Consider the following 25,801-nt stretch of genomic DNA (forward strand, 5'->3'; position numbering starts at 1 on the left):
CCACGGCACCCGCTCCAACCAACGATCCGTCCGCCGAGTCCCGATCCTGCCACCCGACCGCATCCGCACCCTCCCCTTCGGCACCGGCGTCATCCTCCTACGCTCCACCCCACCCATCATCACCGACCTGCACCCCTGGCCGAAACGCCCCGACGCCCCGCAACTCCACGCCGACCGCGCCAGCATCGAAACCCTCCTTCAAACCCCGCCCACGGCCGAATAGCCACGCTCTGGACGCACCCGCGCACCTGTCTGGCACAGCGGACACCACCAGGTGACCGCCCGATTCCAGGAGGTGGCCATCATGACTATCCGCACTCATCAGTCCGTGTCTGGCTTCGTCGCGTCCGATCCGCAGCTCAGCCATACCGAGCGCGGGGACGCCCGGCTCTATCTCAAGCTTGGCATCGAGCACCACCGCCGCGAAGAGGACAACAGCTATACGCAGTTGGAGACCACGTTCCACGACCTCATCGCTTACCGCGGCGCTGCCGAGCAGGGCGCCGAACGTCTGGCCAAGGGCGACAACATCATCGCCGACGGCCACGTCCGTGAGTACTCCTACGAGCGGAACGGCCAGCTACGCGAAGGTGAGGAGTTCATCGCCACGCGGATCGGACACGATCTGGCTCGCACACGCTACGAGGTTGATCGCAGCCAGCGCACCCGGCCGGTCCGCGATGCTGCGGCCTTCGAGCCACCGCAGCGGACGGCACCGTCTTCGGCCCCTGCCATGGGATTGTGAAGGAGCGCGCAATGAACGACGACCTTCATGACAAGTCCATTGACGAGGGACCAGACGAGGGACAGCTTGTCCCCAACGTCGACATCCCGGAGCCTCCGCATCCGGTCAACTGGAACCTGCTCACCGCCCATGACTTGGAGCAGGAACTGCTGGAACTGAACCGGTGGGTCGACTGGCTACGCCACACCTACGGCCTCCCGGCATCCGTCATCCCGCCCTACTGGCACCGCCACCCCGAACTCCTCTGGGAACTGTCCGCTCTCCACCTGCACTGGCTGTGCGCCTACGACCCCGAACAGAACGGCTCCGCACCACTGGGCTGGCACCGCGACTTCGCCGATGCCCGCCAGCGCCTACGCGACTGGGTCACCGCCTCCGGCACCCGGCTCGACCGCGACCGCCCCACCCGCCAAACCACATGGCCCGGCGAAGAACCCGCTGATCACATGGACGAAACGCAGATCACCAACCGCGACGAAGACTTCGTCCAGTTCGTCCTCGATCAAGTCCACCAACGCCAGGACGCCGAAGACGCGTTTTACGCGTCCATCGACACTGACACCGGAGAACGGTGATCCTGATGGGCCGCCGGTACGCGAAGAAGACCGGGCAAAGGCCGCAGGGGGAGCGAGACTTCCGCATTCGCGCGGACTTCAATGATCCACCGGACCTGGACAAGCTCTGCGAGCTGCTCATCCGTATTTCTCTCCGGCGGCCCGTCCCGACCACGTCGAGCCACCCAGCAAATTGCACCGAGCCGACCAGTGCGCCGCCGCAATCCGCGCCGTAGAATAGACATGTCCGCCGCGGTGGCGGGTGTTGTGGTCCTAGCGTCTCGCTCCGGCGAGGCAACATCAACGTGGCCTTCCCGGCCTAGTCCTATAGCCTTCGGGCTCTTCTCACGATCAACACCCACCGCGAAATGAGCCGCGCCGGATCACGGGACCAGTAGCAGTGGAGAAGAGCCATGACATCCGACGACGCGGACGAAGCCGCCATCGACAGCCTTGTCGCCCCCACCCCATTCGCGGGCGCGATTGCCGTGTCCTACCTGCGTGTCTCCACCAAGGAGCAGGCCGAAAGGGGCGGCAACGCGGAGGGCTTCTCGATCCCGGCTCAGCGTGAAGCCAACCAGCGCAAGGCCGACCAGCTCGGTGCGACCATCGTCGAGGAGTTCGTCGACGCGGGCGAGTCCGCACGCAAGGCCGACCGGCCCGAACTCATGCGGATGATCAAGTACGTCGCCACGCACAAGACCAGCTACTGCATCGTTCACAAGGTTGACCGCCTCGCCCGCAACCGCGCCGACGACGTCACCATCCACCTGGCGCTCAAGGACGCGGGCGTCACTCTGGTCTCCGCCACCGAGAACATCGACGAGACCCCCTCAGGCATGCTCCTGCACGGCATCATGTCCTCCATCGCCGAGTTCTACTCCCGCAACCTCGCCACCGAAGTCGTCAAGGGCCTGTCCCAGAAGGCCGCCCAGGGTGGCACCGTCACGAAGGCTCCGATCGGGTACCGCAATGTAGGTATCCGCGACGACATGGGACGCGAGATCCGTACCGTGGAAGTCGATGAGGAACGCGCGAAGCTGGTGCGCTGGGCCTTCCAGGTCTTCGCCTCGGGGGACTGGACCACCAGCCAGCTCCACACGGAACTTGTCGCCCGTGGCCTGACCACCCTGCCGACACCCCGTCGCCCGTCCAAGCCAATCGCCAAATCCACGGTCCACCGGATGCTGACGAACCCGTACTACAAGGGCGTCATCGTGTATCAGGGTGTCACCTACCGTGGTGCCCACGATCCCATCGTCCCTGTCGAAGTGTGGGAACAGGTCCAGATCGTGCTGGGCGCCCACACGTCCGCCGCCGACGCTACCCAGATCCACGACCACTACCTCAAGGGCAGTGTCTTCTGCGGGCAGTGCGGTTCCCGTCTCATCGTCTGCAACGCCAAGTCCAGTCAGGGCACCATCTACCCGTACTTCGTGTGCTCAGCCCGCCATGCTGGACGGGGTGACTGCACCCGTCAGGCGATGCTGATCGAGGACGTGGAGCGCTTGATCGAGCATTTCTACACCCATATCCAGATTCCCGCCGAGACCCGGCAGGCACTCTCGGGCATGCTGCACGCCAAGTTCGACCAGATGATGAGCGAGGGTGCGGCAGAACTGGCCGAACTCGCCGCGCGCCGTACCGAACTGGAAGGCGAGCAGACCAAGCTCCTCCAGGCCCACTACGCGGGCGCGATCCCACTCGACCTGCTCAAACGGGAACAGGACCGGATCACCGCATCGTTGGAGACCATCGACTTTAGGGTCCGGGCCCACAACGGCGAGTACGCCGATGCCCGGGCCAATCTGGATGACTCGCTGCTGTTGTTGGCCAATATCGCTGACATCTATGCCAACGCTGACGACGCGAACCGGCGTCTGTGCAACCAGGCGCTGTTCAAAGCGATCTACGTTGATGAGGACAACGACATCCACGTCGGCTACCGGACGCCCTACGACGGGCTGTCGAACCCCGACCTCCAGGCCGATGCTCTCACCTGGGCCGACCAGGCCCGCGCCGCAGCCACCGGGGCAGAGACAACCGGGACACGCAAAAAGGGCCAAGCCGGAACATCTTCCAAGGGTGGTCCCTTGGTCGAAAGTTCAAACCTGACCCATCTGGGGTGGCTGACGGGACTTGAACCCGCGACGTCCTGGACCACAACCAGGTGCTCTACCAGCTGAACTACAGCCACCATGCTACGGGCTGACCCGCAACGAGTATTAACTATATCCGAGCCGCTAACCTAAGACGAATCATACCGGGGTGATGCCTGCCACGGAGGCGCACCTCGGGCCGCCGTCGTCGCCCCGTCGTCGTCCTAAAACCCAAAACTCACCAGAAGGCACGAACTGCGATCGCATCGGCGAACTTGTTGAGGTTCTCCGGGTCCGCGGAAAGGTACAGGGAGCCGTCCATCAGCGAAATCTCCATGACGTAAAACTCGGATTCGCCCTCGCGGATGCCGCGCACGATGTCCACGCGGTTGTACAGGAGGAGTTCGTCGCGGCCACATTTCTCGGAAATGTACTTGTGCAACACGCTGCGGATTTGTTCGCCCCACCGGAATTCTTGCTCGCTGGCGGGCGAGGAGGTCACCACATCCTCGTCCTGAACCTCGTCAACGGAGCGGAAGCGCGGGTGCAGCATGGCCTTCTTCTCCACGCTGTAGGCGGGCAGGCCGTTGAGGTACACGATGGAGAGTTCGCCGCTGCGATCGATCTCGCTCAAGTACCGCTGGACCATGACGGAGCGGCCGTGACGCAGTTCGTGGGAGGCGTGCTTGATGGCATCCGCGCGGGACATGGCGTCGGTTGCCGTGTAGCGCCCGGTTCCGCGCCCGCCTGAGGACACGGCGGGCTTCACCACGAAATCACCGTGGGCCGGGAAACGCGTGTGGATCTGGTGCTTGGAATACTCGACGTCCGCCTCGAGCCACGTGGTGGGAATGACGGGCAGGCCGCGCTCCCCCAGCTCCTTAAGGTAGTGCTTATCCGAGTTCCACTCCATGAGATTCGCCTGATTGAGCAGCCGCGGAACGGACCCTGCCCACGCCAAGAACGCCTCGCGATCCGTCGCATAATCGCGAACCGAACGCACCACAGTCAAGTCCGAGGCGCTCCAATCAACGTTTGGATCATTCCACACGGCGATGCGCGGTTCGATTCCCCGCGCACGGAGGGCATCGGGGAGCCCCGCCTCATCAGCATCGAGGTTGGGCAGATCGGCAGACGTTGCCAGAGTCACGATAGGTGCAGCCATGCCCCCCAGCTTACTCAACAGATCCGACATTGGGGGATTCTTCTTTGAACGACGACGACGGCGCGCCGCGATCCCGCCGTTCCCCTTGGCAAACGTGGCCCAAACGACGGCACAAAACGCTGTGGGTCACTAGGATGAGCCGTAGCCGCGGCGGTGCCCGGCAGGCAGCAACCACCCGTGTGCCAAGCACGCCGTACCGAGAAGAAGCATGATCGAAATACTTGCAGATAACCCGCTCCTCACCCTGTTCACGGTGGTGACAGTTGGCGCCATACTCGGCTCGATCCCCTTCGGCAAGATCCGGCTGGGTGCGGCCGGGGCGTTGTTCGTGGGACTCGCGCTTTCGGCAGCGGCGCCCGAACTTGGCGACGGTATGGAGATCGTCCAATCTCTGGGACTCTCGCTGTTCGTGTACACCGTAGGCGTTGGCGCCGGGGCTTCGTTCTTTAGCCAGCTGCGCCAACAGTTGCCACTGCTGAGTATGGCCGCCGTGTGCTCGGTGGTGGGCGGGGCCGTGACGCTCGTGCTGGCGTGGGCGTTGGATGTGCCCAAGGCGCTGGCAACGGGGCTGTTCACGGGGGCACTCACTGCCGCTCCTGCTCTTGATGCGGCCACGCGGGTATCCGGGTCCGGCGAACCCTCAGTTGGGTACGCCTTCGGGTACCCAATCGGCGTGATTGTGGGCATCCTTGTGGTGTCGATGGTGGTAAACCGGCAGTGGGTTGGCGAAAAGGACACGCCATCGCTGGCCGGGCTGGGGCTCAACGCCAGAACCGTCGTGGTGTCCGAGCACATCAACCTTCGCGACATCCCCGAATGGAAGGCGCAGGATGTGCGCGTGTCCTACCTGCGCCGCGGGGACAACATGCGCGTGGCTATTCCCGGCGAGGACTTGGAGGCCGGCGATCAAGTGGTGATCGTTGGGTTACCCGGCGCCGTCGAATCTGCCGGCCACCGGATCGGGACTATTCAGCGCTCGCACCTTGCCGACGATCGAAGCGATGTGGATTTCGAGCGGATCGTGGTGTCCAACCCGGACGTTGCAGCACGCACAATCGCCGAGCTCAATCTTCCGGCGCAATACGGCGCGGTTGTCACGCGGGTCAAGCGCGGGGATTTGGACCTGCTTGCCCGCGACGATTTCACGCTGCAACTCGGGGACCGCGTGGCTGTTGTGGTCCCTCACGATCAGCTGGATGACGTACAGGACTTCTTTGGAGATTCTGAGCGGCGCGTGTCCGAAGTGGATGCGCTGGCCTTGGGCTTGGGCTTGGTGCTGGGGATCTTCTTGGGGCTGGTCAGCTTCCCGATGCCCGGCGGAGAGGCCTTCTCTTTGGGGCCGGCCGCCGGGCCGCTCATCGTGGGCATGGTGCTCGGGGCGCTGCGCAAAACCGGGCCGCTCGTGTGGACCTTGCCCGAGGCCGCGAACCTAACCATCAGGCAGCTCGGTCTGCTCCTCTTCTTGGCCGGGCTGGGACTCACCGCCGGGCCGCAGTTCGCCGGGGTGCTCACCTCGCCCGTTGCGTGGAGGGCCGGGGTGCTGGCACTGGTAGTTGCCGCGGTTTCCTGCATCTGCATGGTGATCGGCGGGCGGTGGATCACCAAACTCTCGGCGCCCCGGACTGCTGGCGGCGTTGCCGGATTCCTCGGACAGCCCGCGGTGCTAGAGGCCGCCAACTCCAAGGTTGCCGATGAACGCGTTGAATCCGCCTATGCCGCGTTGTTCGCCTTCTCGATCGTGGTGAAGATCGTGCTGGTGCCGATCATGTGGACGTTCTGAACCAACCCTCGCAGCAGAAGGCCGGGTTAAAGGCCGCAGAGGCCCATAACTTGACTAGCACACGCGAAGGAGGGGCTTCCCAATCGGGAAGCCCCTCCGCTTGCTGTACACCGCCAGGGACTCGAACCCTGAACACACTGATTAAGAGTCAGATGCTCTACCATTGAGCTAGCGGTGCGTAACAAGCTAATAATTTACTCACGATCCGTGCACCTCGCAAGTTGAGGAGCCAGTTTGCGATCTATGCCTCACTCAATCATGTGGATGAGCCGCAGCACGCGCGTGGCGCTGCACCCACAGTGTGCGGGATTCGAGGCCGCTCGGCTTGTGAGCAAGCGTCAGTTCTGCGGATCGGTTGGCCGGATCAAACGGCGCCACATAGTCGCGGTTGAAGGTCTTGCCTCCAATGATTACTTCCTCCACGTTCTTCACATCCGAGATGTTAGCCAACGGATTGCCGTGGATGATCACCACATCCGCGTCATACCCCGGCTCCAGAACACCCGCAACACCCGCGAGCCCCACGGCAGCCGCACCACGCGAGGTGGCGGCAATGAGCACCTCCTCCTCCGGCAAACCCGAGGCCACTAACTGCTCCATCCCGTAGTGGTACCCGCTGGGAGGAAACACAGCCCCGATATCGTGCCCGAGCACAATTTTCACACCATGATCGTAAAGTTCCTTCGCTCGCGGTGTGACTGTTTCGCCTTCAACCGCCGGATACGTGGGCGGGCTACAGGGATCAACGAAGATTCCCTTTTCGGCAATGAGATCTGCAAGGTCCGGATCGAACTCAGTGACCCCATCCTCGGAGATGAACGTGGCATGGGCGATGTAATCAATGCCAGCTTCCGCCGCTCGCCGTATGCCCTGCGTCCCGTGTGCGTGAGCCGCCGTGTGCTTACCCAATCGGTGGGATTCCTCAACCAGCACGCGAAGTTCTTCGGTGGTGAACTGCGCGTTCCACGGCGCCGAACCAAAGGTGCCGAAGCCCCCGGTGGCCATCACCTTGATCACGTCCACCCCGGCCTTGTGGTGGTCCCGGATCTTCTTCCTGATCTCGGTGATGGAATCAACCTCACCGCCGGTGGACCATGAATGCCCGCCCGATGTGGTGAGCTGTGGCCCTGCGGCAATAATCCTCGGCCCCTCGACGATGTGCTGAGAAATGGCCTCGCGCAGCACCACATCGGAAAAGTGGCGCGCCCCCAGTGATTGCACACTCGTCACTCCAAGGGAGGCCAGCTGGCGCGCAGGCGTCAGCGATGTCAGCGCATGCCAGCCCTGCTCGTGGCGCCCCGGATCGGGAACATCTGGATCAAAGCTGTAGGCGAACTCGCCCAGATGTGCATGTGTTTCCACAAAGCCTGGCGTAATAGTGGCAAACGGATGATCTTCGCGCGGGTAGTCAGCGAATTCTGGAGGAAGATCGCGCACTCGCCCCACCCACGCCACCTCGCGGCCACGGATAGCAACCGCCCCATCATGCAGGGTGCCGCCACGCCTGCCCGTGAACACACTCGCCGCACTCACCACTCGGTTCCCCGGCTCCACAACCGGGTTGTCCAGCCTGCGCGTGCCGTCTATCCTCTTGCCGCCCATCTCAGCCCTCCTTCGAAACGGTGTAGGCACTCCACGCGTTACCGCCAACTGGATCAAAGGTCAGCCCCTTGACGGTGTCCTTGGTTCCAACGGTGTCAGCAACCACGTACAAAGGAATCTGGTAGGCCTCCTCCGAAATGTAAGCCTGAAGCTCCTTGTAGGTTTCGTGGCGTGCCTCGGTATCGAAGGAATAGCGGCCCTCATCGAGGAGCCCATCGAGCGTGTCATCATCGTAGTTACCGCGAGCGATGAAGCCCCGGGCGGGATCGGACGAGTAGAGAACATCGTAGGAACTGGCCGGATCGCTCCCACCATAGGAGTTATCAAACAGCTCGTAATCGTTGGCCTCAGCCCTCTCCGATTCGGTTCCCAAGTCAACAGGCTCGAACGCGAAGTCAATGCCCAGATCGTTGCGTAGCGATGCCCCGATCGCTTGGAGGAGCACATCGCGGTTGTCGCGGACGTAGGGGGCCGCGCTCACAGCCCGCACCGTCAGGCGCTCGCCATCCTTGACGCGGAATCCATCGCCGTCGCGTTCGCTCCAGCCTGCCTCATCGAGCAAGTCATTGGCGCCCTCCACATCGTAGGGAACGGAATCTTCAAGCGATTCGTCGTAGTAAGGGCTGGCCGGGGTGAGAGAACTCCATGCGCGCTCCACCTGCCCCTGATACACCGAATCCAGCAGCGTATCCAGATCGAGGCCCTGACGGATTGCCTCCCGAACGTTCTGGTCATCTAGCCCCGGCCGGGTCACGTTGAGGTAGATCGAATACGGCGAACCACCCGCAGGACTGTTGTAGTACTCAAAACCGTCCTGACCATCAAACAGCGGCACATCAACAGCCGGAATGCCGGTGATCACATCGGCTTGCCCGGAGCTCAGCGCACCGGTCCGTGTGGAGTTCTCTCCCAGAATCCGGTAGGTCACGCTATCCAGATACGCAACATCATCCTCGTTCGCGATGGCCTGAGGCGCCCACGCATAATCCGCGCGCTTGGCGAAGACGATTTCCTGCCCTTGATTCCACGATTCCAGCGTGAACGGGCCGGTCCCGTACACGGTGGTTCCGCCAGATTCGAGTTCGTCACTAGATTCGAGTGATTCAGGAGCTATTGGCGATGACGACGACGACAAGTAGTTCAAGAACAGCGCATCCGGCTGTGACAAGGTGAATTCAACGGTAGTGGCATCCACCGCCTCGTAATCAGTAAGCGATGTCAGGGAGTTTCGGCTGGAGCTGGCGTAATCATCTTCGGTGAGCTGATCGAAGTTCTGCACAACGGCATCGGCATCGAGCTCCTCACCGTTGGAGAATGTCACATCATCACGCAGCGTGAGGGTGATTGTTGTGCCGTCCTCGCTCACCTCGTAGCCTTCGGCCAGCCATGGCTCGTATTCACCGGCCTCGTTGGCATACAGGTAGGAATCGAAGAGCCCGCGAATCACGTGCTTGACGGCGTCACCACCGTTGAGCTGAGGATTGAGCGTAGTGGGCTCGGTTTCAATTGCCCACACGAGGTCTCCGCCCTCGGTCTGGGCAGCGTCAGCTGATTGCTCGGTGGTGTTCGATCCGCAGGCCGCGATGAGGGCTGTGGTTGCGGCCAATGCTCCAAGAGCTCGGAGCTTGTGCAGGTAGGTGGTCATTGTGTTCTCCTTGGAAACGGATGTTAGGCGCGCAGTCGCGGGATCGCGGCCATGAGCTTTGTGGTGTAGGGGTGGCCGGGGCTGTCAAAAACTGTGTCAACTGGGCCGGATTCAACGATTTCGCCGTCTTTCATGACGATCACGCGATCTACCAGCTGGTGGACAACGGCCAGATCATGCGAAATGAAGATGAGGGATGTTCCGGTGCGCTGCGATAGGTCAGCAAGCAGATCAAGTATCTGTGCCTGAACAGAGACGTCAAGGGCGGATACCGGCTCGTCGCACACCAGCACATCCGGATCCAACGCTAGGGCGCGAGCGATGGACACGCGCTGGCGTTGGCCTCCTGAAAGCTCGCGGGGGTGAGCCGGCAAGAGGTCAGCCGTCAACGCCGTCAGCTCCAATAGCTCGCTCACGCGAGCATCGATACGTTCAGCGGAGTAACCGTTGCCCCGCAGCGGCTCCTTGATGATCTCCTCGACGGTGTAGCGAGGATCAAAGGACCCGGCCGGATCTTGAGCCACGAACTGGATCTTCTTGCGCAGCTCCCGGGTCTGGGCACGGGAACGCGCCTGATGCCAGCCGAAGCCGTCAATCTCCACCTCCCCGGCATCTGGCTCAATGAGTCCCAGAATGAGCCGCACGAGTGTGGACTTTCCAGATCCCGATTCGCCTACAATCCCCAGCTTCTCGCCCCGCAGCAGCTGAAAATCAACACCGCGGACGGCTAGGCGGCGCTTGCCACCCGGTGCGCTGAAGGATTTGGAGAGCCCGGTGGTTTGCACCTGTAGCGCGCGCTCTCCGGTTGCCCCACCACCATCGGCAGTGCCAGCAACTTCGCGCCCGAGATCCCGGGAGGGAACGGCGGCCAAGAGCGCCTTCGTATAGGGGTTCTTGGCGTTGCCCAGTACCTCGGCGGCACTCCCCTGTTCAACGATTTCGCCATCCTTCATCACGAGGATACGGTCCGCGATTCCGGACACGACAGCCAGATCGTGGGAGATGATGAGCAATGCAGTGCCCGCATCCCGCCTCGCCTTGAGAAGGTTGATCACCTGAGCCTGCACCGTCACATCCAGTGCGGTAGTGGGCTCATCGGCGATGATCAGTTCCGGCTCTCCTGCGATCGCAGAGGCAATAAGAGCCCGCTGCCGCAATCCTCCGGACAGTTCGTGCGGGTACTGCTTGGCCCTAACCTCAGGATCATCGATGCCAACGCTTGCCAGCAAGGAGCGCACCTTGCCGGGCACCTCACGGCGCTTGGCAAGCCCGTGGGTGAGGATGGGTTCGGCCACCTCAGCCTCAATCTTGCGCAGGGGGTCAAGCGAGACCAGCGCATCTTGAAGAACCAGCCCAACATGCCGCCCCCGAACTTGGCGCCATTGGCGCTCCTTGAACTGGAGAGCATTCTTGCCGGCAACGGTGAACAGGTTGGCTTCCACCGTTGAGTTATCCCCGGCCAGCCCCGTGAGGCTACGGGCAGTCACGGACTTACCGGAGCCAGATTCGCCCACGATGGCCACCACTTCGCCCGGGTAGATCGCCAGATCAAGGCCGCGCACGGCGTGCACCGATCGCCTGCGGCCATTGAATCGGACGTTCAGCCCGCGCACCTCTACAAGAGGGCGCGCCGGGGTGGCATCAGCCGGTTCAGCGCGGCTAATTTCTTGGCTCGTGGCACGTTCCAGAATTGAGAGAGTCATCCGTTCCTTCTTTCGTGGCGAGCCTGCAAGTGCCGGCCGATAACAGTTGAGGAGATGATGGTGGCAGTGAGAGCAGCACCGGGGAAGGCGGCCCACCACCAAGCCACCCGTAGATACTGCCGAGATTCGGCGAGCATCGATCCCCACTCGGGGATCGGGGGCTGGGGCCCCATTCCGATGAAGCTCAGCGCCGCCGCCCCGATAATGGCGGTACCCAGTCCAATTGTTGCCACCACAGGGATCACTCCCAGTGTGTTGGGCAGAACGTGGCGCAGCACCAGCCGGGTTCTGGACAGCCCGAAGGTTTGGGCTTGCTCCACGTACCCAGAGTTCCGCGCGATCTTCGCCTCAGACCTCACCAGCCGCGCATACCGCGGCACGCCGGCCACACCAAGGGCGAAGATCAGGTTCCCGATTCCGGGCCCCGTGAAGGCGATAAGAACCAGCGCCAACAGGATTTCGGGGAAGCTGGCAATAACATCGGTGGCTCGAGTCAGCACCGTATCTAGCCACCGCGGGCCAATCCCGGACATCAGCCCAATCAACGCTCCCACGAAAAGCGCCAGCAGCGTGGCACCAACACCAATGGCCAGGGAGTACCGAGCCCCGTAGACCACCCGTGCCAGAATGTCGCGCCCCAGCGCATCCGTCCCGAACAGGTGCTCTGCGGTGGGTGCTTGATTCACGGCAAGCGGATCAGCAAAGTAGGGGTCCACGCTCGTCAACAATCCTGGCCACGCAACGGCAATCGCCGCCACGCCTAGGACAACCACGCTCAGCACCAGCCCGATGCGCGGCCTGACCTTGGGTGGATGAAGATAGAGCCGGGTGATCCGCCAGTCCAGAGACTGGTGCTCAACAATCGTGCTCATCGCGTCCCACCTTTCGCCGGTGCAGATTCGCGCAGTCGTGGATCCAGCGCGAAGAGAATGAGATCGGCGATCGTCGTCGCCACAACAAACGCCGTCGTCGCCAAAATCGCTACGCCCAAAATCACCGGAATGTCCTTATCGGTCACGGCGGCTACCGCAACCTGCCCAATACCGGGCCGGCCAAATACCTTTTCCGTAATCACCGCGCCGCCGAGCATCCCGCCCACGGTGAGCCCCGTCAGCGTGACCACCGGCAGGGAGCCATGGCGGAGCGAATGGTGGGTGCGGACCTTCCACTCCCCCACGCCCCGCGAGCGCGCCGTGAGCGTGTACGGGGCCTCAAGCGATCGCTCGGTGGATTCGCGGAATACCTGCCCCAGATACGCGCCGGTGGGCACCGCCATCGCGATGGCTGGAAGGACCAGTGCGGATATCGAGCCCGCCCCCGAAACCGGGAACCAACCCAGATTGAAAGAAAAGACCGCCAGCAACACGATGCCGAACCAGAACGGGGGAAGGGAAACCAACACCAGCTCCCCGCCCCGCCACAGCGAACGCAGCGCCCCGCCGCGGCCCGAGGTGACCAGAGCCGAAACAAACGCGATGGCGAACGCCAGCACCGTTGCGGTCAGCGCCAGCTGGATCGTGGGAAGGAGCTGCTCGCCAAGGACCTCCGTGACAGGCTTGCGCAAAACGTAGGATTCGCCCAAATCACCGTGAAAGATGCCAGCGAAGTAGCTGAGGTACTGAAGTATGAGCGGCTGATCCAACCCCCACCGCTCGATCGCTTGGGCACGCAGCACCGGATCGTTGCGGTTGTCTTGGCCCAGCAGCATAGAGGCCGTGTCACCCGGCGCAAAGTGAATCGCCAAGAACGCCACCGTCACGGCGGCCCACAGCACCAGCGCGGCCCCGCCAAACTTCCATGCCAGCTGCCAGGCGAGCGCCCGGATGCGGTCCGCGCGGCTGATGCCGTCAACTAGGGCGGCGTTGGGGGTTTCGGGTGCGCCGTCCTGCGCCGTGGCATCTGGCGCCCCGTCTCGGACTACTGCATCGTGGGGCGCCGTGTCATGCGGCGCAACAAAGTGAACGCTCATCACGGCTCCCTATCCAGCGGTTCGAGGATGCGGTAGGGAATGTCCCATGCAGCGTTGGTACCGTCCGCGCCGGCGCCGTCCAGCCCGATCCACTGCTTTTCGCTCTGTGTCAAAAGCCCGTGGCGCTGGGCGAGCTTGCGCGCGTACCGCCACACATAGGGATAATCGCGAACTGAGGCCGCGCCCCATCCGAACTCGCGCCGAATGCCCTGATCGAACAGGGCAAGAACTGAGAAAAGCTGGATATCCACGAGCGTGGGCTCGGTCCCGGCAACGTAGGCATCCGGGTCCCTCAGTTCGTAATCGAGCACCCCCAACCGTGCGTAGATGAGTCGTGCCAGCGCTTCCTTCTCCTCGTTCGCCGCGCGAGGCAGCCGCCGTCCTGCCTCGATCAGATCCTGCCTGATGGAGGCCTCGGTGTACGGGGCGCCGCCGGTCGGGGCGCCCGCAAGCGCGTCCAACACGTCCTTGGGTGCAAGATCCGCTTCCGTCCGGTCTGCGCGCGTGAGGTGGATCCGGGCGGGATCTTTTTTCGTATCGACGACGGCGAATTCCTCCCCCGCCGTGGTGAGCCTCAACAAGATCTTGATGCTCAGGTGGTCGGGGTCGGTGGGGTTCAGGGCAACGGTGATCGGGGACGGACCCAGGCTCAGAACGCTATCTGGCGAAGCCTGCGGGTCAGTGAGAGACAGTGCGGGCATTGTGTCAGCCCTCCTTGAGGTGAATCGGGATGTTGGTGGTGCGAGCCGAAGTTCGAAGGAATACAGGCGCTGCCCGTGATCTACCACTTTGGTTTCGCGTTCGATCCTGCGATGGAAGCCGTGCTGGTAGTAAAGATTGTGGGCGTGGACCATGTGTGGGGAAGAGTTGATGCTGATCGTTTCTGCACCGTTGGTTCGTGCTTGGTCAATGGCGTGCTCCACCAGCTTGTGGCCGATGCCCCTTCCGCGCCCCGCCCGCGCAACGCCAAGGATGTTAAATGTTGAGGTGCCACGGGCGATCGCTTCGGGATGCGGAGTCAGAACGCCAGCCACAATTCTCCCGGAGGAGCGCTGCTCAACAGCCCAGATGTAGTTGGTTTCTGCCCGCGCGCTAATTGCGTGGAGGCCACGCCTGTACTCCTCGGTGACCCAGCATCCGTGGGTGAAGGCATCCTCAAGCATGTTGCCGAATTCTTCGTATTCGTGTGGCTGAGCCAAACGCAGCACATGATCCGCGTCTAAGGGGACGGGGCGCAACTCCTCGGGGTGGAGCGAGGTGGGGTTCGACGGGGTGGGATTCAACGTGATGCTCATGCTCCAAAGCTCCACAACTCATAAGAGCCACCGCCGCCGGGGCCCGTGTACAGGGGCGAACCCGTAAGGCCCTCGCGCCCAGCCGGCTCCAACCATGCCGCGAGCGATTCTTCCGGTGTGGGCAGGTAGGAGGTTTCTCCGCGGATGACGCCTTTGTTGATGTACTCTCCCGACGGGCCTGGCACAAGGCCGAGGAAGTACTTTTCCCGGTCATCTACTAGGCCGTTCTGGAACAGATCTCGGGCGTAGGCCCACAGGTTGGGGTAGTCGCTGATCTGGATCGAATCGTCCTGACCGAACAGCTCCACGAAGCCTGGGCGGTAGTTGCGCTCGAAGGATGCGAGAGTTTGGAACAGGCGAACATCGGAATCGGTCAGGCGATCGCCGAACAGGTAGCGCCGCGAAGCTAAACGGAAATTGTAATCGGCCAACCGAGCCTCGAAAATGCGCTTGGCGGCGAGCGCCGCATTGTGGCTCTGAGCGAAGATGGCCTTGTAGGTCCCGTTGTTCACATCGTCGAATAGCTGCTGGTTGAGTAGGTCAATTTCTTGGCGCAGATCTGCCTGATAGAGGTCGGGAGCATCTGCCTTGTGAAGTGGCTTCCACGCCGTCTCCAGATCGATGGGGAGAAGGTGGTAATTGTTGGTCACTACCTTTCCCGTGACCGTGTCAATGACGGTTGGGGATGTGCCGCGGCCGGCAAAGGTGGGATCCGTGGCTCGGTAGAAATCGTTGAGGCGGTCGGTTCCGAAACGCTGGACAACATCGCCGTCACTATCGGAGATGCGCCAACCTTGCGAATCCCGCCCGTACAGAAGGACAAATGGGAGCGCCTCTTGCAGGCCAAGCAACCGGGTAACGATGAGCTGGCGCCGTGCCCACCCGCAACCGACGCTTCCTAGCAGGCGGTATCGCCCTGCCTCAACTGGCCATTGGCCATCCTCTTGGCCAAAGCGAGCCGTGAACCAGTTGCGTTGGCGGCGGAACCCGCCATCGGGGGTCTGCTCGGAAACAACTTCTGGCATTTTCGCACTATCGTCTCGGGCCGGAGGATTGAGAAGTTCATATTCAACTGAAGCTTTAAGTGCGGTCATGGGAGTGCTCCTTTGAAGGAATTGGTCTGCTGAATGTGTGAAGAAAGTTTGTGGAGAAGATTTGTGAAGAACGGAAATATGCTGATAGATGCGCTCTCGCGGGGAAAACACTGCGTTTTGGGTATAAGATCCCGCATTTTGGATGCAAGAAAATACGCTCTGCCCTTCGAGGCTGCGTGGGAAAGCTGCGTGTGAGGGCGGCAGTGGCTTCGGCTAAGGCAGCAGGATGAGTTTTAGTGAAGCTGGCGGTATGGGTGTGCCGACAAACGGTCTGCAGGAGCCCGTTGCGAACTGACCTCGGGATACGTGATCAGATGGTACGGGCGCTGCTCACCGTGTTGCGGTTGGCCAGAGAAAAGGCTTCGTTGAAAACTCTGTGCCTAGCGACAACACATTCGACAACAGAAGGCCGCACGGGTGAAGTAGAGGTTCGTGGTGAGCTGCTGATTGTGCATGTGCTCGCCCCTCTCATGTGTGATCTGTAATCGAACACCTTTAGCATATGGGGGTAATAGGTTTATGTCTAATGCATGTTCACATCGTGAGAATGCAAGGCGCGGGATGCCATACTTGAACGTGGACACGGGGTGCTCCAACCGGAGCTGAGACTAAACCCGTGGAACCTGATCTGGTTCATACTAGCGAAGGGATTGTCCAGTGAATCAACGCGCTTCAATATCTGCTGCGCCCGCCATGGACGGCACATCACAAGCATCAGCGCCCGCACAACCTCCTGCCTCTACAGCCGCCATGCCCAAGGCCGGGCGTGCAGCCCTGCGCGCGGGTGTCGTAGGAAATTGGATAGACAACGTCCACATGTTCCTTCCACTCACCGCACTAGCTCCGGCGATGGCGGTGCTCGCTGGGCCGGGGGCTGCGGCCGCCACGGGCGCGATCGTCGTGATCGCAATGATGCTCGGACGCCCCTTGGGAGGCGTGATCTTTGGGCGGATCTCGGACAAGCTGGGCCGCACCCGCACCACGAAGATTGCCATCACAGGGACGGCGCTGTGCGCGCTGCTCATCGCGGTGATGCCCACCTACGAGCTTCTCGGCGGAGGAACCATTGCGGCAATTCTGGCCCTGCGGTTCATCGGGGGAATCTTCATCGCAGGAGAATACTCCGCCGCCATTCCATTGGCTATGGAGTGGTCCTCCCCTCGTAAGCGCGGCTTCATGAGCGGGCTCATCCTCTCGATGGCGCCGTGGGCACAGGCCTCCATTGCATTCGCCGTCGCGTGGCTGCTGGCGCTCATGGGGCCCGATGCCTATGCGGCATGGGGATGGCGCATCCTCTTCGTGATCGGTGCGCTGCTTTCGGTTGGGATGCTCATCTACTATCGTTCTCGGGTCACGGATGCCCCGATTTTCCACCGCGAGCGCTCTGCCACGGCTCGGCCAAAGGCGAGTGTCAAGGACGTGGTACTGGGGCGCTGGTCTAGGTCATTCTGGCAGGCGTTCATCATCATGACCGGCCTCTTTTTCCTCACCCAAACCACGGTTGTCATGATGACGGCGGAACTCGGCGAAGAGACAGGGCTGACCTCGGGTGAAGTCTCTGTGGCCATGGGAATTGCCTCGATCAATCAGGCGATCTTCATGATTCTCGCCGGCCATATTTCCACCAGAATCGGCCGGCGGAACCTCTTCATCATCTGGGGCACAGTGGCGCTGATCGCCGGGCCGGGCATCTGGTGGGCGGCCTCCGAATCCACCACTCTGGCTCAAGCAGCACTGTGCGCCTCGCTGCTGCAGGTGGCAACTGTGGCGGCCTACGGTCCCATCTCCGCCTACCTTTCCGAGAGATTCCCTACCGAGGTGCGCTCCACCGGGTACGGGATCGTCTACAGCTGGTCACTCATCATCCCCTCGCTTTACCCCTTCTATCTGCCCACGTTGCAGGAATGGTTCGGGCCCTACGCGGCGATCATGGGATTAATCGTTGTGGGCGCCGGCCTCGTGATTCTCGGGGCGGCACTGGGCCCCGCCCTCAGCAGGCGTGATATCTCCCGCGATCTCGATGAGGTTGCCTCAGTTGTCGACGGGGTGCCATTAGATGGCGGCGCACCAACTGGCGAAGGCAACGATCGATGAACGGCACGGGCGCGGCACTGCCAGGCACGGACCTGGCACGGGACACAGATTTCGCTGCGGCGGCACCCGCAATTGCGGCAGTGCGGCGGGGCCAACCCCTCGTGCACTGCATCACGGCAACGGTATCCATGAATTTCGTTGCCAACGGGTTACTTGCCGCCGGTGCCCGCCCCATGATGACCGAGACCGTCCAGGAAGCACCGGTCATCACGGGGATTGCGGATTGTTTGCTAGTCAATGTGGGCACCCTGTCCACTGACGCCATGGAGGGCATTCGTCCGACGGTTCGCCAGCGGATATCGGACGGCCAACCGTGGGTTTTGGATCCCACCGCAATAGGCAGAGCGCCGGTGCGCACGCCTCTGGCGCGAGACCTGCTGGATTCCCATCCCGCCGTTGTCCGGGGAAATGCCTCGGAAATTCTTGCTCTCACGGGAGGGAAAGGAGGGCGTGGCGCCGATTCTGCGGAAGGCTCCGGCGCCGCGCTCGCGGCCGCCCGGCAGGTATCCGCACGCACTGGAGGCGCCGTGGCGGTATCGGGCAGCACCGATCTGATCGTCGGGCCGAATAACACCACCCGCACAATCACACGGGGCCATCCACTCCTCACGCGGGTCACGGGCACCGGATGCCTCCTAGGCGCCATGACCGCTGCCTGCATGGCCGCGTGCGACGACCTGTTCGAAGCCGCATCGGCCGCCACACTCTGGATGAATATCGCGGGAGAACTCGCGGCCTCCAGAGCCCCGCGGCCCGGATCGTTTCGGATTGCACTGCTCGATGCTCTAGACGAAGTAGGCGAGGTAGCCGATCACATGGAACGCAACGCACAACATGAGGAGAAATCATGAGGACAACAGGGCCGCTCGATGTGCGGTGTTACCTAGTCACATCAGGAACCGATTCACGCACCGTCGGCGTTGCGGCAGAGGCCGCCGCGGGTGGTGCAGGGATCATTCAAGTCCGCGCCAAGGATCTGAGCACCTCCGCGTTGCTCCAGTTTTCCGGCGCCGTGGCCGATGCCGTCCAACGCGCGAACCCGCACACCGCCGTGGTGATCGATGATCGGACAGACGTTGCCTTCGCCGCGGTACGCGCCGGCCATGCAGTGGCCGGGGTGCACCTCGGCCAAGATGATCTGCCAGTACCTGACGCCAGAGCAATGCTCGGACCGGACGCGATCATCGGCCTGACCACCGGCACCCTTCAAACAGTTCAGGCGGCCGATGCGACTCTGGTTGATTACCTTGGCGCCGGCCCATTCAGACCCACACCAACGAAAGATCCCGGCCGCCCGCCACTCGGCCTAGCCAGCTACCCGGAATTCGTAGCTGCCACAACGATTCCTGTGGTGGCCATTGGCGATGTCACGCCAGCGGACGTTGCCGATCTTGCCGCCACCGGCGTTGCCGGGGTGGCGTTCGTCCGGGCCATCATGGCGTCGGATCATCCACGCGCCACGGTGAGCCAGATTCTTGGATCGTTCGCGGCTGCCCAGACTGCCCTAGCTGCCCAGACTGCCCAACCGGAGCTTTAATCGCCGTCCGCTCACGGCACCAATCAGCTAAATGTGGCACCCTAGAAGAATGCCCGCCACCGATACCTCGCAACCAGCCCAGCAGCCCCAGCAGCCCGAGCAACATCCCGCGCGACCCCAGCGTGTCCTCCCCAAGCCCCCGCTCAACCTAGCGCTGGACCGTATCGAGGATGCCTACGGCTACACCCCGCCGGAGGACGCGGTGTATGAGGAGTTCGTGGCATGGGCCGAATCGACGAACCGTCCCCTCTACCCCCATCAGGAAGAGGCACTACTCGGGGCGCTGGAGGGCGATCACCTGATCGTTTCCACACCAACGGGATCGGGCAAATCAATGGTGGCGCTTGCCGCCATCTTTGCAGGTCTCGCTCAGGGCAAGACGGCCTATTACACCGCCCCGCTCAAAGCGCTGGTCTCCGAAAAGTTCTTTGAACTGATCGCGGTGTTCGGCGCGGAGAATGTTGGGATGATTACGGGCGATTCTTCGATCAACGGTGGAGCTCCCATCATCTGCGCTACAGCGGAGATCGTGGCGAACATTTCCCTGCGCGAGGGCGATGCGGGCCAAATCGGCGTGCTCATTCAGGACGAGTTCCACTTCTATAGCGATCCTCAGCGCGGCTGGGCGTGGCAGGTCCCGCTCTTGGAGCTGACCTCCACCCAGCAGGTACTCCTATCGGCAACCCTTGGCGATACCACGTTCCTCGAAAAGGACCTAGAGCGCCGCACTGGCCGCTCCGTCTGCCTCGTCACCAACGCCGAACGCCCCGTCCCCTTGAACTTTGCCTACTCCACCACGCCACTTCCGGAGTTGGTCAAGGAGCTCACCTCCACACACCGCTCCCCTGTGTACATCGTTCACTTCTCCCAGCGCGAAGCCGTCACTCAGGCTCAGGCGCTCCAGCCGATCGCGCTAACCACCAAGGAACAAAAGGCCGCCATCGCCGCCGCCATCGGCACCTTCAAGTTCGGCCCGGGATTCGGAAAGATTCTCTCCAAGTTGCTGCGCGCAGGAATCGGCGTGCATCACGCGGGCCTCCTGCCCCGTTACCGCCGCCTCGTCGAGCGCCTGACGCAGGGCGGCCACCTTCAGGTGATCTGCGGGACGGACACATTGGGCGTTGGAATCAACGTCCCGATCCGCACCGTCCTTCTCACATCGCTCTCTAAGTACGACGGCACCAAGTCCCGCCACCTCAGCGCCCGCGAGTTCCACCAGATCTCGGGGCGCGCCGGTCGCGCCGGTTTCGACACCACGGGAGACGTGATCGTCCAGGCTCCCGAATACGAGATCGAGAACGCCCGCCTCATTGCCAAAGCGGGCGACGATCCCAAGAAGCTCAAGCGCGTCCAGCGCAAGAAGCCACCGGAGGGCGTGGTGCTGTGGTCCGAGAAGACCTTCAACTACCTCATCAACGCCACACCCGAGACCCTCACATCCAACATGCATGTGAACCACGCGTTGATTCTCAATATTCTGCAGCGCCCGGGGGATGCCGTTGCCGCAGCCGTCAAGTTGTTGACTGACAATCATGAGCCGCCGTCGTCGTCAAATCCCCTCATCCGCCGTGCCCTCGAAATCTACTCATCCCTCCACCGTGCCGGAGTGCTGGTGCACCACGATCTGGAGTGGCAAGCGGACCATCCCGGCGAATCGGCCGTGGAGTTCGCCCACGAAGTTCCCGATGATTTCGCGCTCAACTCCCCGCTTTCCCCGTTCGCGCTGGCTGCGCTGGAGCTGTTGGACGCAGATTCGGTGGATTATGCCCTCGACGTGGTGAGCGTGGTGGAGGCAGTTCAGGAAGATCCGCGCCCGCTCCTGTATGCGCAGCAACGCCACGCGCGAGGCGAGGCGATCGGGCGGATGAAGGCCGCCGGGATGAGCTACGAGCAGCGGATGGCGGAGACGGACGAGATCACGTGGCCTCAGCCGCTGGCCGAGGAGCTGGGCGCCGCGCTGGACACGTACCGGCAAACCAACCCGTGGGTTGATGAGTACGAGCTTTCGCCGAAATCCGTGGTGCGCGAGATGGTGGAGAACGCGCTCACGTTTTCCGAGCTGATTTCGCGCTACGATCTGGCGCGCTCCGAGGGCATCGTGCTGCGCTACCTCACCGATACGTACAAGGCGCTGCGCCAAATGGTGCCGCTCGAGTTTCGCAACGAGGAACTGGATCAGATCACCGAGTGGCTGGGCGCGCTCGTGCGCTCCGTCGATTCCTCGCTTCTGGACGAATGGGAGGCGCTGCGCGACGGCACCGTCACCCCAGAAGAGGCCGCGAGTCTAGGGGGCGATCCCGAGGGCGGCGAGGCCGAACTGGCCTTCGGCGCGGACGCCAGCGGGCACGTGGCGTTTACGCGAAACCGTCACGCCCTACGCACCGCCGTGCGCAACGCGATGTTCCGCCGCGTGGAGGCCATCGAGCGCGAGGATTACGATCTGCTCGACGATCTGGCCGGGGCGGCGCCGTGGGATGGTGGCCCCGTGTGGGACGGCGATGCGTGGGCGGACGCCACCGATCCATATTTCGACCAGTTCGAGTCCATCGGGATTGGGCAGGCCGCGCGCGGCGCCGATTTCTTCGAGATGAACGAGCGCCCGGATTCCGGAGATTTGCAGCTCGCGGGCATTCCCGGGCCGGTTGCCGAACGGTTCGTGGGTGGGCATGAGGCCGGGAGGCTCTGGTTGGTTCGTCAGATTTTCGACGACGACGATTCCACCCGCTCCTGGGGCTTTTCCGCCATCGTGGATCTCGATGCATCGGACGCCGCGGATGCGCTCGCGCTGTCAGTGGTGAGCGTGGGCGAGCGGTAGTTATCCACAGGTTGTGGGAACCGGCTGCGGCGGCGGGCTAGCCGTGTTACCTTCCAATGCATGGGACTCAGGAAGCCCAATGGTGGGCAGGGACTACACATGGCACCGCTGCGCTTCATCGCGGCCGTGATCGCGCTGGCCGTGCTGGGCGTGGCGGGTTGCTCCGGCGATACGGGCGAGGCTGATCCAACGGGTGGAGCCACGACGGGTGCGGCGGCGCCCTCAACTTCGCCCGCGCCCACGAAGCCCACCGGCATCGAGCCACCCGAAAAGCCTGCGGCCATGGCGAATGCCGACGAAGAGGGCGCCATCGCCGCCGCCGAATACTTCCTGCGGATGACAACCTATGCCGCCGCCACCGGCGACACAGCCCAGCTTGAGGCGATGTCCGGGCCCGACTGTGAGTTTTGCGGAAGCTATCTGGAGTCTATGGACAACCTCTACGGAGAGGGGAAAGGTGAAACATGGGCAACTGTCCCCGATCTGGACATCAGTTTTGCCCACGCAAAGCCAACTCAAGAAGCTAATCAATATCAGGTGAATATGCGTACCCACAAAGGGACTTTTGATTACTTCGACGAAGAAGATGGTCTTCAGCAGGGTCCCGAAGAAGCACTTGTGATGGTTGTTGTTGTCACTCATAACTCGTCCAACGAATGGACTGTCGAAGAAGCACAGGATTTCCCATCTGACACCGAGATCCCGGGTGAGAAGCCATGATCTCACCAAAGCTCACATTGCTAATTGCTATCGGCCTATCTGGAGTTCTGGTCAGCCCTGTCGCGCAATCTGCGTCTTACGACGATAGAACCTGGGATGGCAATGGCACCGGCAATATCATCTCCGTCGAGGGAACATGGCAAGCCCCAGCCTCACCCGGGGCACCGGCAAGCAACCCACAACCTCGCTACGAGCAGCCAGCCGGCCCAGCCAACTCTGGCGGAGTTATCCAACCTGCCGGTCCGGTATGCGATTACGAGAGTACTGCGGCTCAGATTAGCTGCGCTCAGGCCCTGAGGCTCCGCGATATCCTAAACTTTGGTAACGCTGCCAGCCCGGCATCTGCGCCGGCGTCGGCTGGTAACCCTTTGCCAGCGATCGAACCGGCCTCGCTGATCACTGCCTCGGATATACAGACAATTGTTGCCAACGAGGGATCAATCACCGTCAGCCCCAACCGTGGCTGGGTATACATCAACAAGCCGGTCTACTTTGAAACGGATGCCGTCGCGTACACGGAAACTCTGACGATTCTGGACCAAACCGTCACTGTACATCTGACTCCCGAAAGCTACCTGTGGGATCCGGGTGACGGCTCAGCCACCTTCACCTCCACTGATCCGGGCGGTCCGTGGCCAGATGGCAAGGTCACGCATACCTACCTCGCTGGGGCCTCACAGATCAGCATTAACCTCACGGTCACGTGGACGGCCTCATTCACAGTGGGCGGCACCAGCTACCCAGTCGATGGGACGGCCACATCCACCACGCAGTCGGATTCCTTCGAGGTCCGCGAGGCAGAGGCAGTCCTCACCAAATAGATTCACCGCTTCTCATCTCATCTCATAAGACTTTTCATCACCAAACGACCCCGCGCATTGTTTGGCCGTGACTCCCCGTCCTCCGTCCGGGCGACCCTCCTTTCCCTACAAACGTGCGCATTACGAACGTGCGCATCGTGACACGGTCACGCTCTCCTCTTGACCTGTAGTGACGGTAGAATCACTGGCGGTCTTAGTCCCGTTGTCGAGGAGTGAATCGTGAATCTGGAGAGTGTGCCGTCGCTTGAGGAAATTTCCGGGCGCTACGCGCATCTTCAAGATACGGTTTCAGAGGCCGTCAGCAACGCGGGTAGAAACCCACAAGACGTGTCCATCGAGCTAGCTGCGAAGTATCAGGCTCCTGAACGTATCCTCGCCGCATTGAACGCTGGCAGCACGCTCCTCGGGCATAACATTATTCAGCAGCTAGAAGAGGCCGAGCAATCTCTGGCCGCTTCCGGCGCACCCGCGCACCGCACACACGTGATCGGCCATGTTCAGAAGAACAAGGCTGGCAGGGCGCTTGCCTATGCGCAGTGCATTGAAACCGTGGATTCATCCAAGCTGGCCCGTCGCCTTGACCGCCTTCAGGGCGAACGTGTTGCGAGTGGCCAAGCGGACGGCCCATTCGATGTCATGATTCAGGTCAACTCTTCGGGTGCCGAGAGCCAATATGGCCGCTCGCCCGAATCCGTGCTGGACTTTGCTGGCAAGATTCAAGGACTCGAAAACCTGCGTCTCACCGGCCTTATGACAATCGGCGCACATACCAGCGAAACCTCGGCCATCGCTCGTTCATTTGAGATTGTCCGCGAGCTTCGCGATGAGATTCGGGAAGCCGGTATTGCGAGCGCTACCGAGCTCTCCATGGGAATGACGCACGATATGGAGATCGCCATAGCCGAAGGCTCAACCATCATTCGTGTGGGCACAGCCGTATTCGGCCCCCGCCAGATCTGACCAGACTCAGCGCTGCACACCACCACAGGTAGCAAAACCATTGAATCTCAGCGCACTAGCTAAGGTAGCCACGAGTTTGTCTGTGTAGATATACACCGCTTAATCGTCAATTTCTTGGCGGGATTCCTGCCGGCACTTCTTTAGATGCCGTCCTAGACCATATATGCCGGCGGTAGTGAGTGACCATGTAATGAAGGCCAGCCAGAATGGCGAAAAGCGGTATTCCCTAGCTCGGGTGGTCAGCGGCTCACGGAAGAGCTCAAGAAATCCTTGACCATCTAAAAGCAAGGCAACTGGCATGGAACTCCACACCAGAAGTCCTGCCACTAGCAACAACCACATCCTCAACGACTGTTCGGGCCGCGATGTTTCACGCTTTCGAATTGTGGCTATCACGCCGGGCAGAAATCCGATCTCGATAATCGAATACCCTGCGAAAAACAGAACTGGCAGTATGTTCCCTGGAGTTGGATGGATAACCCCGGTCAAGCGCAAAGTCAGGAGCACCACGAAAATTACGGGTGGCAGGCAGAACAAGAGGACAACGGCAACCCAAAGATGAACGCGTGGCCGATTCGCAACCCTCTTATTGTTCTTAGCCATGTCAGTGTCCCTCGCTGCTAGCGCCTAATATCAACACTCATTTTGATCCGGTATTCAACCTCATCCCGCATTCATCGTTAGCTCGCCGGGCGAATATCGGTTTCCGAGAAGTCATCTCCTTCGACGAGTAACGGCTCGTTGCTGACCGGGACCAAAGCATAGGAGAACACTCCCCCGTAGTTCAGTTGGGACTAGTCTCAGCCAATAATCATGCGGGAAGCCCCGCCCCGTCGTATATCGTTTCCGTGTTCAGAGGGCCACCGGTGTTAGAAATTCGCTCAGACATCTCGCTGATCAACTCGTCTACCCGTTGCTGTTGCGTGGTGGGGTCGCCCAAAGAACGAAGATATTGTTCAAGGGCACGTTCAATTATTTTAGTTTGCGTTTGACCAGTCCGGCGAGCGGCTTCGCTTACCAACGCCTGCACATGCGCGCTTCTAATGCTCAGATTCATGGCTGACACCTTTCGGTTAATTTGTGCACGATCCTACCTCCCATCTCCCACATGATCGATGGTGGAGAGTAGACCGCACCTACCCACACGCGTAAATCACCCCCAGCGCACTCGCCTCCCCCGCACCGCATGATCTCCATGTGCTC

The 25,801-nt window shown here is 61.7% G+C and carries 22 protein-coding genes, 2 tRNA genes, 1 pseudogene and 1 riboswitch; of the genes and pseudogenes, 12 read left to right on the forward strand and 13 right to left on the reverse strand.

Annotated elements, in window-relative coordinates; genetic code table 11:
• The 4 genes and pseudogenes from ACTHV6_RS08630 to ACTHV6_RS08645 form a co-directional block, all read left to right on the forward strand.
• A partial coding sequence (locus ACTHV6_RS08630) for a hypothetical protein (protein ID WP_441386938.1) occupies window positions 1-223 on the forward strand: 223 nt, incomplete at its 5' end.
• An 81-nt stretch (window positions 224-304) separates the two neighbouring features.
• Window positions 305-745 carry a single-stranded DNA-binding protein gene (locus ACTHV6_RS08635; RefSeq protein WP_441386940.1) on the forward strand — a complete coding sequence of 147 codons (441 nt, stop codon included), beginning with the start codon at window positions 305-307 and terminating at the stop codon, window positions 743-745.
• 11 nt (window positions 746-756) lie between these two features.
• The gene (locus ACTHV6_RS08640; protein ID WP_441386942.1) at window positions 757-1,320 is read left to right on the forward strand and encodes a hypothetical protein; all 564 of its coding nucleotides are present in this window, start codon (window positions 757-759) and stop codon (window positions 1,318-1,320) included.
• Between the two features lie 392 nt (window positions 1,321-1,712).
• Window positions 1,713-2,759: pseudogene (locus ACTHV6_RS08645) on the forward strand (recombinase family protein); the annotation flags it as partial.
• Here the strand turns inward: ACTHV6_RS08645 and ACTHV6_RS08650 are convergent.
• The 3 genes from ACTHV6_RS08650 to ACTHV6_RS08660 all read right to left on the reverse strand — a co-directional run bounded on the left by ACTHV6_RS08650 (window position 2,742) and on the right by ACTHV6_RS08660 (window position 4,563).
• Complete coding sequence (locus ACTHV6_RS08650; RefSeq protein ID WP_441386943.1) at window positions 2,742-3,236, reverse strand: hypothetical protein; 495 nt, start codon at window positions 3,234-3,236, stop codon at window positions 2,742-2,744. The pseudogene ACTHV6_RS08645 and the gene ACTHV6_RS08650 overlap by 18 nt on opposite strands.
• A 184-nt stretch (window positions 3,237-3,420) precedes the next feature.
• Window positions 3,421-3,496 (reverse strand) — tRNA-His (locus ACTHV6_RS08655).
• A 140-nt stretch (window positions 3,497-3,636) separates the two neighbouring features.
• Entirely contained in the window at window positions 3,637-4,563 is a 927-nt protein-coding gene (locus tag ACTHV6_RS08660; protein ID WP_441386944.1) for an ATP-grasp domain-containing protein, read from the reverse strand.
• A gap of 208 nt (window positions 4,564-4,771) precedes the next feature.
• Between ACTHV6_RS08660 and ACTHV6_RS08665 the strand changes: the two genes are divergently transcribed.
• Entirely contained in the window at window positions 4,772-6,343 is a 1,572-nt protein-coding gene (locus ACTHV6_RS08665; RefSeq protein ID WP_441386945.1) for an aspartate:alanine exchanger family transporter, read from the forward strand.
• A 106-nt stretch (window positions 6,344-6,449) separates the two neighbouring features.
• Here the strand turns inward: ACTHV6_RS08665 and ACTHV6_RS08670 are convergent.
• The 8 genes from ACTHV6_RS08670 to ACTHV6_RS08705 form a co-directional block, all read right to left on the reverse strand.
• A tRNA-Lys gene (locus ACTHV6_RS08670) sits at window positions 6,450-6,521 on the reverse strand.
• A 74-nt stretch (window positions 6,522-6,595) separates the two neighbouring features.
• A complete protein-coding gene (locus ACTHV6_RS08675) occupies window positions 6,596-7,945 on the reverse strand; it encodes an amidohydrolase family protein (protein ID WP_441386947.1) in 1,350 nt (449 codons plus the stop codon).
• Window position 7,946: 1 nt separating this feature from the next.
• Window positions 7,947-9,590, reverse strand: coding sequence for an ABC transporter substrate-binding protein (locus ACTHV6_RS08680; protein WP_441386949.1), 1,644 nt, complete (start codon window positions 9,588-9,590; stop codon window positions 7,947-7,949).
• Between the two features lie 23 nt (window positions 9,591-9,613).
• The gene (locus ACTHV6_RS08685; RefSeq protein ID WP_441386950.1) at window positions 9,614-11,293 is read right to left on the reverse strand and encodes a dipeptide ABC transporter ATP-binding protein; all 1,680 of its coding nucleotides are present in this window, start codon (window positions 11,291-11,293) and stop codon (window positions 9,614-9,616) included.
• A complete protein-coding gene (locus tag ACTHV6_RS08690; protein WP_441386952.1) occupies window positions 11,290-12,165 on the reverse strand; it encodes an ABC transporter permease in 876 nt (291 codons plus the stop codon). The genes ACTHV6_RS08685 and ACTHV6_RS08690 overlap by 4 nt, the downstream gene beginning before the upstream one ends.
• Window positions 12,162-13,262, reverse strand: a complete 1,101-nt coding sequence (locus ACTHV6_RS08695) for an ABC transporter permease (RefSeq protein ID WP_441386954.1) — start codon at window positions 13,260-13,262, stop codon at window positions 12,162-12,164. Before ACTHV6_RS08695 ends, ACTHV6_RS08690 begins: the two co-directional genes overlap by 4 nt.
• The gene (locus tag ACTHV6_RS08700; RefSeq protein WP_441386955.1) at window positions 13,262-14,557 is read right to left on the reverse strand and encodes a GNAT family N-acetyltransferase; all 1,296 of its coding nucleotides are present in this window, start codon (window positions 14,555-14,557) and stop codon (window positions 13,262-13,264) included. The genes ACTHV6_RS08695 and ACTHV6_RS08700 overlap by 1 nt, the downstream gene beginning before the upstream one ends.
• Window positions 14,554-15,651 carry a glutathione S-transferase C-terminal domain-containing protein gene (locus ACTHV6_RS08705; RefSeq protein WP_441386956.1) on the reverse strand — a complete coding sequence of 366 codons (1,098 nt, stop codon included), beginning with the start codon at window positions 15,649-15,651 and terminating at the stop codon, window positions 14,554-14,556. The genes ACTHV6_RS08700 and ACTHV6_RS08705 overlap by 4 nt, the downstream gene beginning before the upstream one ends.
• A 573-nt stretch (window positions 15,652-16,224) precedes the next feature.
• Window positions 16,225-16,319: riboswitch (TPP riboswitch) on the forward strand.
• Here ACTHV6_RS08705 and ACTHV6_RS08710 point away from each other — a divergent pair.
• From ACTHV6_RS08710 to ACTHV6_RS08740, 7 genes are all read left to right on the forward strand, one after another.
• Window positions 16,309-17,745 (forward strand): MFS transporter, encoded by a 1,437-nt coding sequence (locus ACTHV6_RS08710; RefSeq protein ID WP_441386958.1) that lies wholly within the window; start codon window positions 16,309-16,311, stop codon window positions 17,743-17,745. It overlaps the preceding riboswitch by 11 nt.
• Entirely contained in the window at window positions 17,742-18,596 is an 855-nt protein-coding gene (gene thiM, locus ACTHV6_RS08715) for a hydroxyethylthiazole kinase (RefSeq protein ID WP_441386959.1), read from the forward strand. Before ACTHV6_RS08710 ends, thiM begins: the two co-directional genes overlap by 4 nt.
• Entirely contained in the window at window positions 18,593-19,282 is a 690-nt protein-coding gene (locus tag ACTHV6_RS08720) for a thiamine phosphate synthase (RefSeq protein ID WP_441386961.1), read from the forward strand. Before thiM ends, ACTHV6_RS08720 begins: the two co-directional genes overlap by 4 nt.
• A 49-nt stretch (window positions 19,283-19,331) precedes the next feature.
• Window positions 19,332-22,097 carry a DEAD/DEAH box helicase gene (locus ACTHV6_RS08725; protein WP_441386962.1) on the forward strand — a complete coding sequence of 922 codons (2,766 nt, stop codon included), beginning with the start codon at window positions 19,332-19,334 and terminating at the stop codon, window positions 22,095-22,097.
• Window positions 22,098-22,157: 60 nt separating this feature from the next.
• Window positions 22,158-22,817: a DUF6318 family protein gene (locus ACTHV6_RS08730; protein WP_441386963.1), complete on the forward strand. Its 660-nt coding sequence runs from the start codon at window positions 22,158-22,160 to the stop codon at window positions 22,815-22,817.
• Window positions 22,814-23,638 carry a hypothetical protein gene (locus ACTHV6_RS08735; RefSeq protein ID WP_441386965.1) on the forward strand — a complete coding sequence of 275 codons (825 nt, stop codon included), beginning with the start codon at window positions 22,814-22,816 and terminating at the stop codon, window positions 23,636-23,638. Before ACTHV6_RS08730 ends, ACTHV6_RS08735 begins: the two co-directional genes overlap by 4 nt.
• A gap of 219 nt (window positions 23,639-23,857) precedes the next feature.
• Window positions 23,858-24,598 (forward strand): YggS family pyridoxal phosphate-dependent enzyme, encoded by a 741-nt coding sequence (locus ACTHV6_RS08740; protein ID WP_441386967.1) that lies wholly within the window; start codon window positions 23,858-23,860, stop codon window positions 24,596-24,598.
• 99 nt (window positions 24,599-24,697) lie between these two features.
• Here the strand turns inward: ACTHV6_RS08740 and ACTHV6_RS08745 are convergent, their stop codons facing one another.
• Together ACTHV6_RS08745 and ACTHV6_RS08750 are read right to left on the reverse strand one after the other, a co-directional pair.
• A complete protein-coding gene (locus ACTHV6_RS08745; protein WP_441386968.1) occupies window positions 24,698-25,201 on the reverse strand; it encodes a hypothetical protein in 504 nt (167 codons plus the stop codon).
• Between the two features lie 208 nt (window positions 25,202-25,409).
• Window positions 25,410-25,655 (reverse strand): type II toxin-antitoxin system VapB family antitoxin, encoded by a 246-nt coding sequence (locus ACTHV6_RS08750; protein WP_441386970.1) that lies wholly within the window; start codon window positions 25,653-25,655, stop codon window positions 25,410-25,412.
• Window positions 25,656-25,801: the final 146 nt, after the last annotated feature.

The organism is Ancrocorticia sp. (genome assembly GCF_052089425.1).
GTDB lineage: Bacteria > Actinomycetota > Actinomycetes > Actinomycetales > Actinomycetaceae > Ancrocorticia.

What these genes read in the sequence shown, in the direction of transcription:
- ACTHV6_RS08635 (WP_441386940.1), top strand. Translation starts at nt 305, where the DNA reads ATGACTATCCGCACTCATCAGTCCGTGTCTGGCTTCGTCGCGTCCGAT.
- ACTHV6_RS08640 (WP_441386942.1), top strand. Translation starts at nt 757, where the DNA reads ATGAACGACGACCTTCATGACAAGTCCATTGACGAGGGACCAGACGAG.
- ACTHV6_RS08660 (WP_441386944.1), bottom strand. Translation starts at nt 4,563, where the DNA reads ATGGCTGCACCTATCGTGACTCTGGCAACGTCTGCCGATCTGCCCAAC.
- ACTHV6_RS08665 (WP_441386945.1), top strand. Translation starts at nt 4,772, where the DNA reads ATGATCGAAATACTTGCAGATAACCCGCTCCTCACCCTGTTCACGGTG.
- ACTHV6_RS08675 (WP_441386947.1), bottom strand. Translation starts at nt 7,945, where the DNA reads ATGGGCGGCAAGAGGATAGACGGCACGCGCAGGCTGGACAACCCGGTT.
- ACTHV6_RS08680 (WP_441386949.1), bottom strand. Translation starts at nt 9,590, where the DNA reads ATGACCACCTACCTGCACAAGCTCCGAGCTCTTGGAGCATTGGCCGCA.
- ACTHV6_RS08685 (WP_441386950.1), bottom strand. Translation starts at nt 11,293, where the DNA reads ATGACTCTCTCAATTCTGGAACGTGCCACGAGCCAAGAAATTAGCCGC.
- ACTHV6_RS08690 (WP_441386952.1), bottom strand. Translation starts at nt 12,165, where the DNA reads ATGAGCACGATTGTTGAGCACCAGTCTCTGGACTGGCGGATCACCCGG.
- ACTHV6_RS08695 (WP_441386954.1), bottom strand. Translation starts at nt 13,262, where the DNA reads ATGAGCGTTCACTTTGTTGCGCCGCATGACACGGCGCCCCACGATGCA.
- ACTHV6_RS08700 (WP_441386955.1), bottom strand. Translation starts at nt 14,557, where the DNA reads ATGAGCATCACGTTGAATCCCACCCCGTCGAACCCCACCTCGCTCCAC.
- ACTHV6_RS08705 (WP_441386956.1), bottom strand. Translation starts at nt 15,651, where the DNA reads ATGACCGCACTTAAAGCTTCAGTTGAATATGAACTTCTCAATCCTCCG.
- thiM (WP_441386959.1), top strand. Translation starts at nt 17,742, where the DNA reads ATGAACGGCACGGGCGCGGCACTGCCAGGCACGGACCTGGCACGGGAC.
- ACTHV6_RS08720 (WP_441386961.1), top strand. Translation starts at nt 18,593, where the DNA reads ATGAGGACAACAGGGCCGCTCGATGTGCGGTGTTACCTAGTCACATCA.
- ACTHV6_RS08725 (WP_441386962.1), top strand. Translation starts at nt 19,332, where the DNA reads ATGCCCGCCACCGATACCTCGCAACCAGCCCAGCAGCCCCAGCAGCCC.
- ACTHV6_RS08730 (WP_441386963.1), top strand. Translation starts at nt 22,158, where the DNA reads ATGGGACTCAGGAAGCCCAATGGTGGGCAGGGACTACACATGGCACCG.
- ACTHV6_RS08735 (WP_441386965.1), top strand. Translation starts at nt 22,814, where the DNA reads ATGATCTCACCAAAGCTCACATTGCTAATTGCTATCGGCCTATCTGGA.
- ACTHV6_RS08745 (WP_441386968.1), bottom strand. Translation starts at nt 25,201, where the DNA reads ATGGCTAAGAACAATAAGAGGGTTGCGAATCGGCCACGCGTTCATCTT.
- ACTHV6_RS08750 (WP_441386970.1), bottom strand. Translation starts at nt 25,655, where the DNA reads ATGAATCTGAGCATTAGAAGCGCGCATGTGCAGGCGTTGGTAAGCGAA.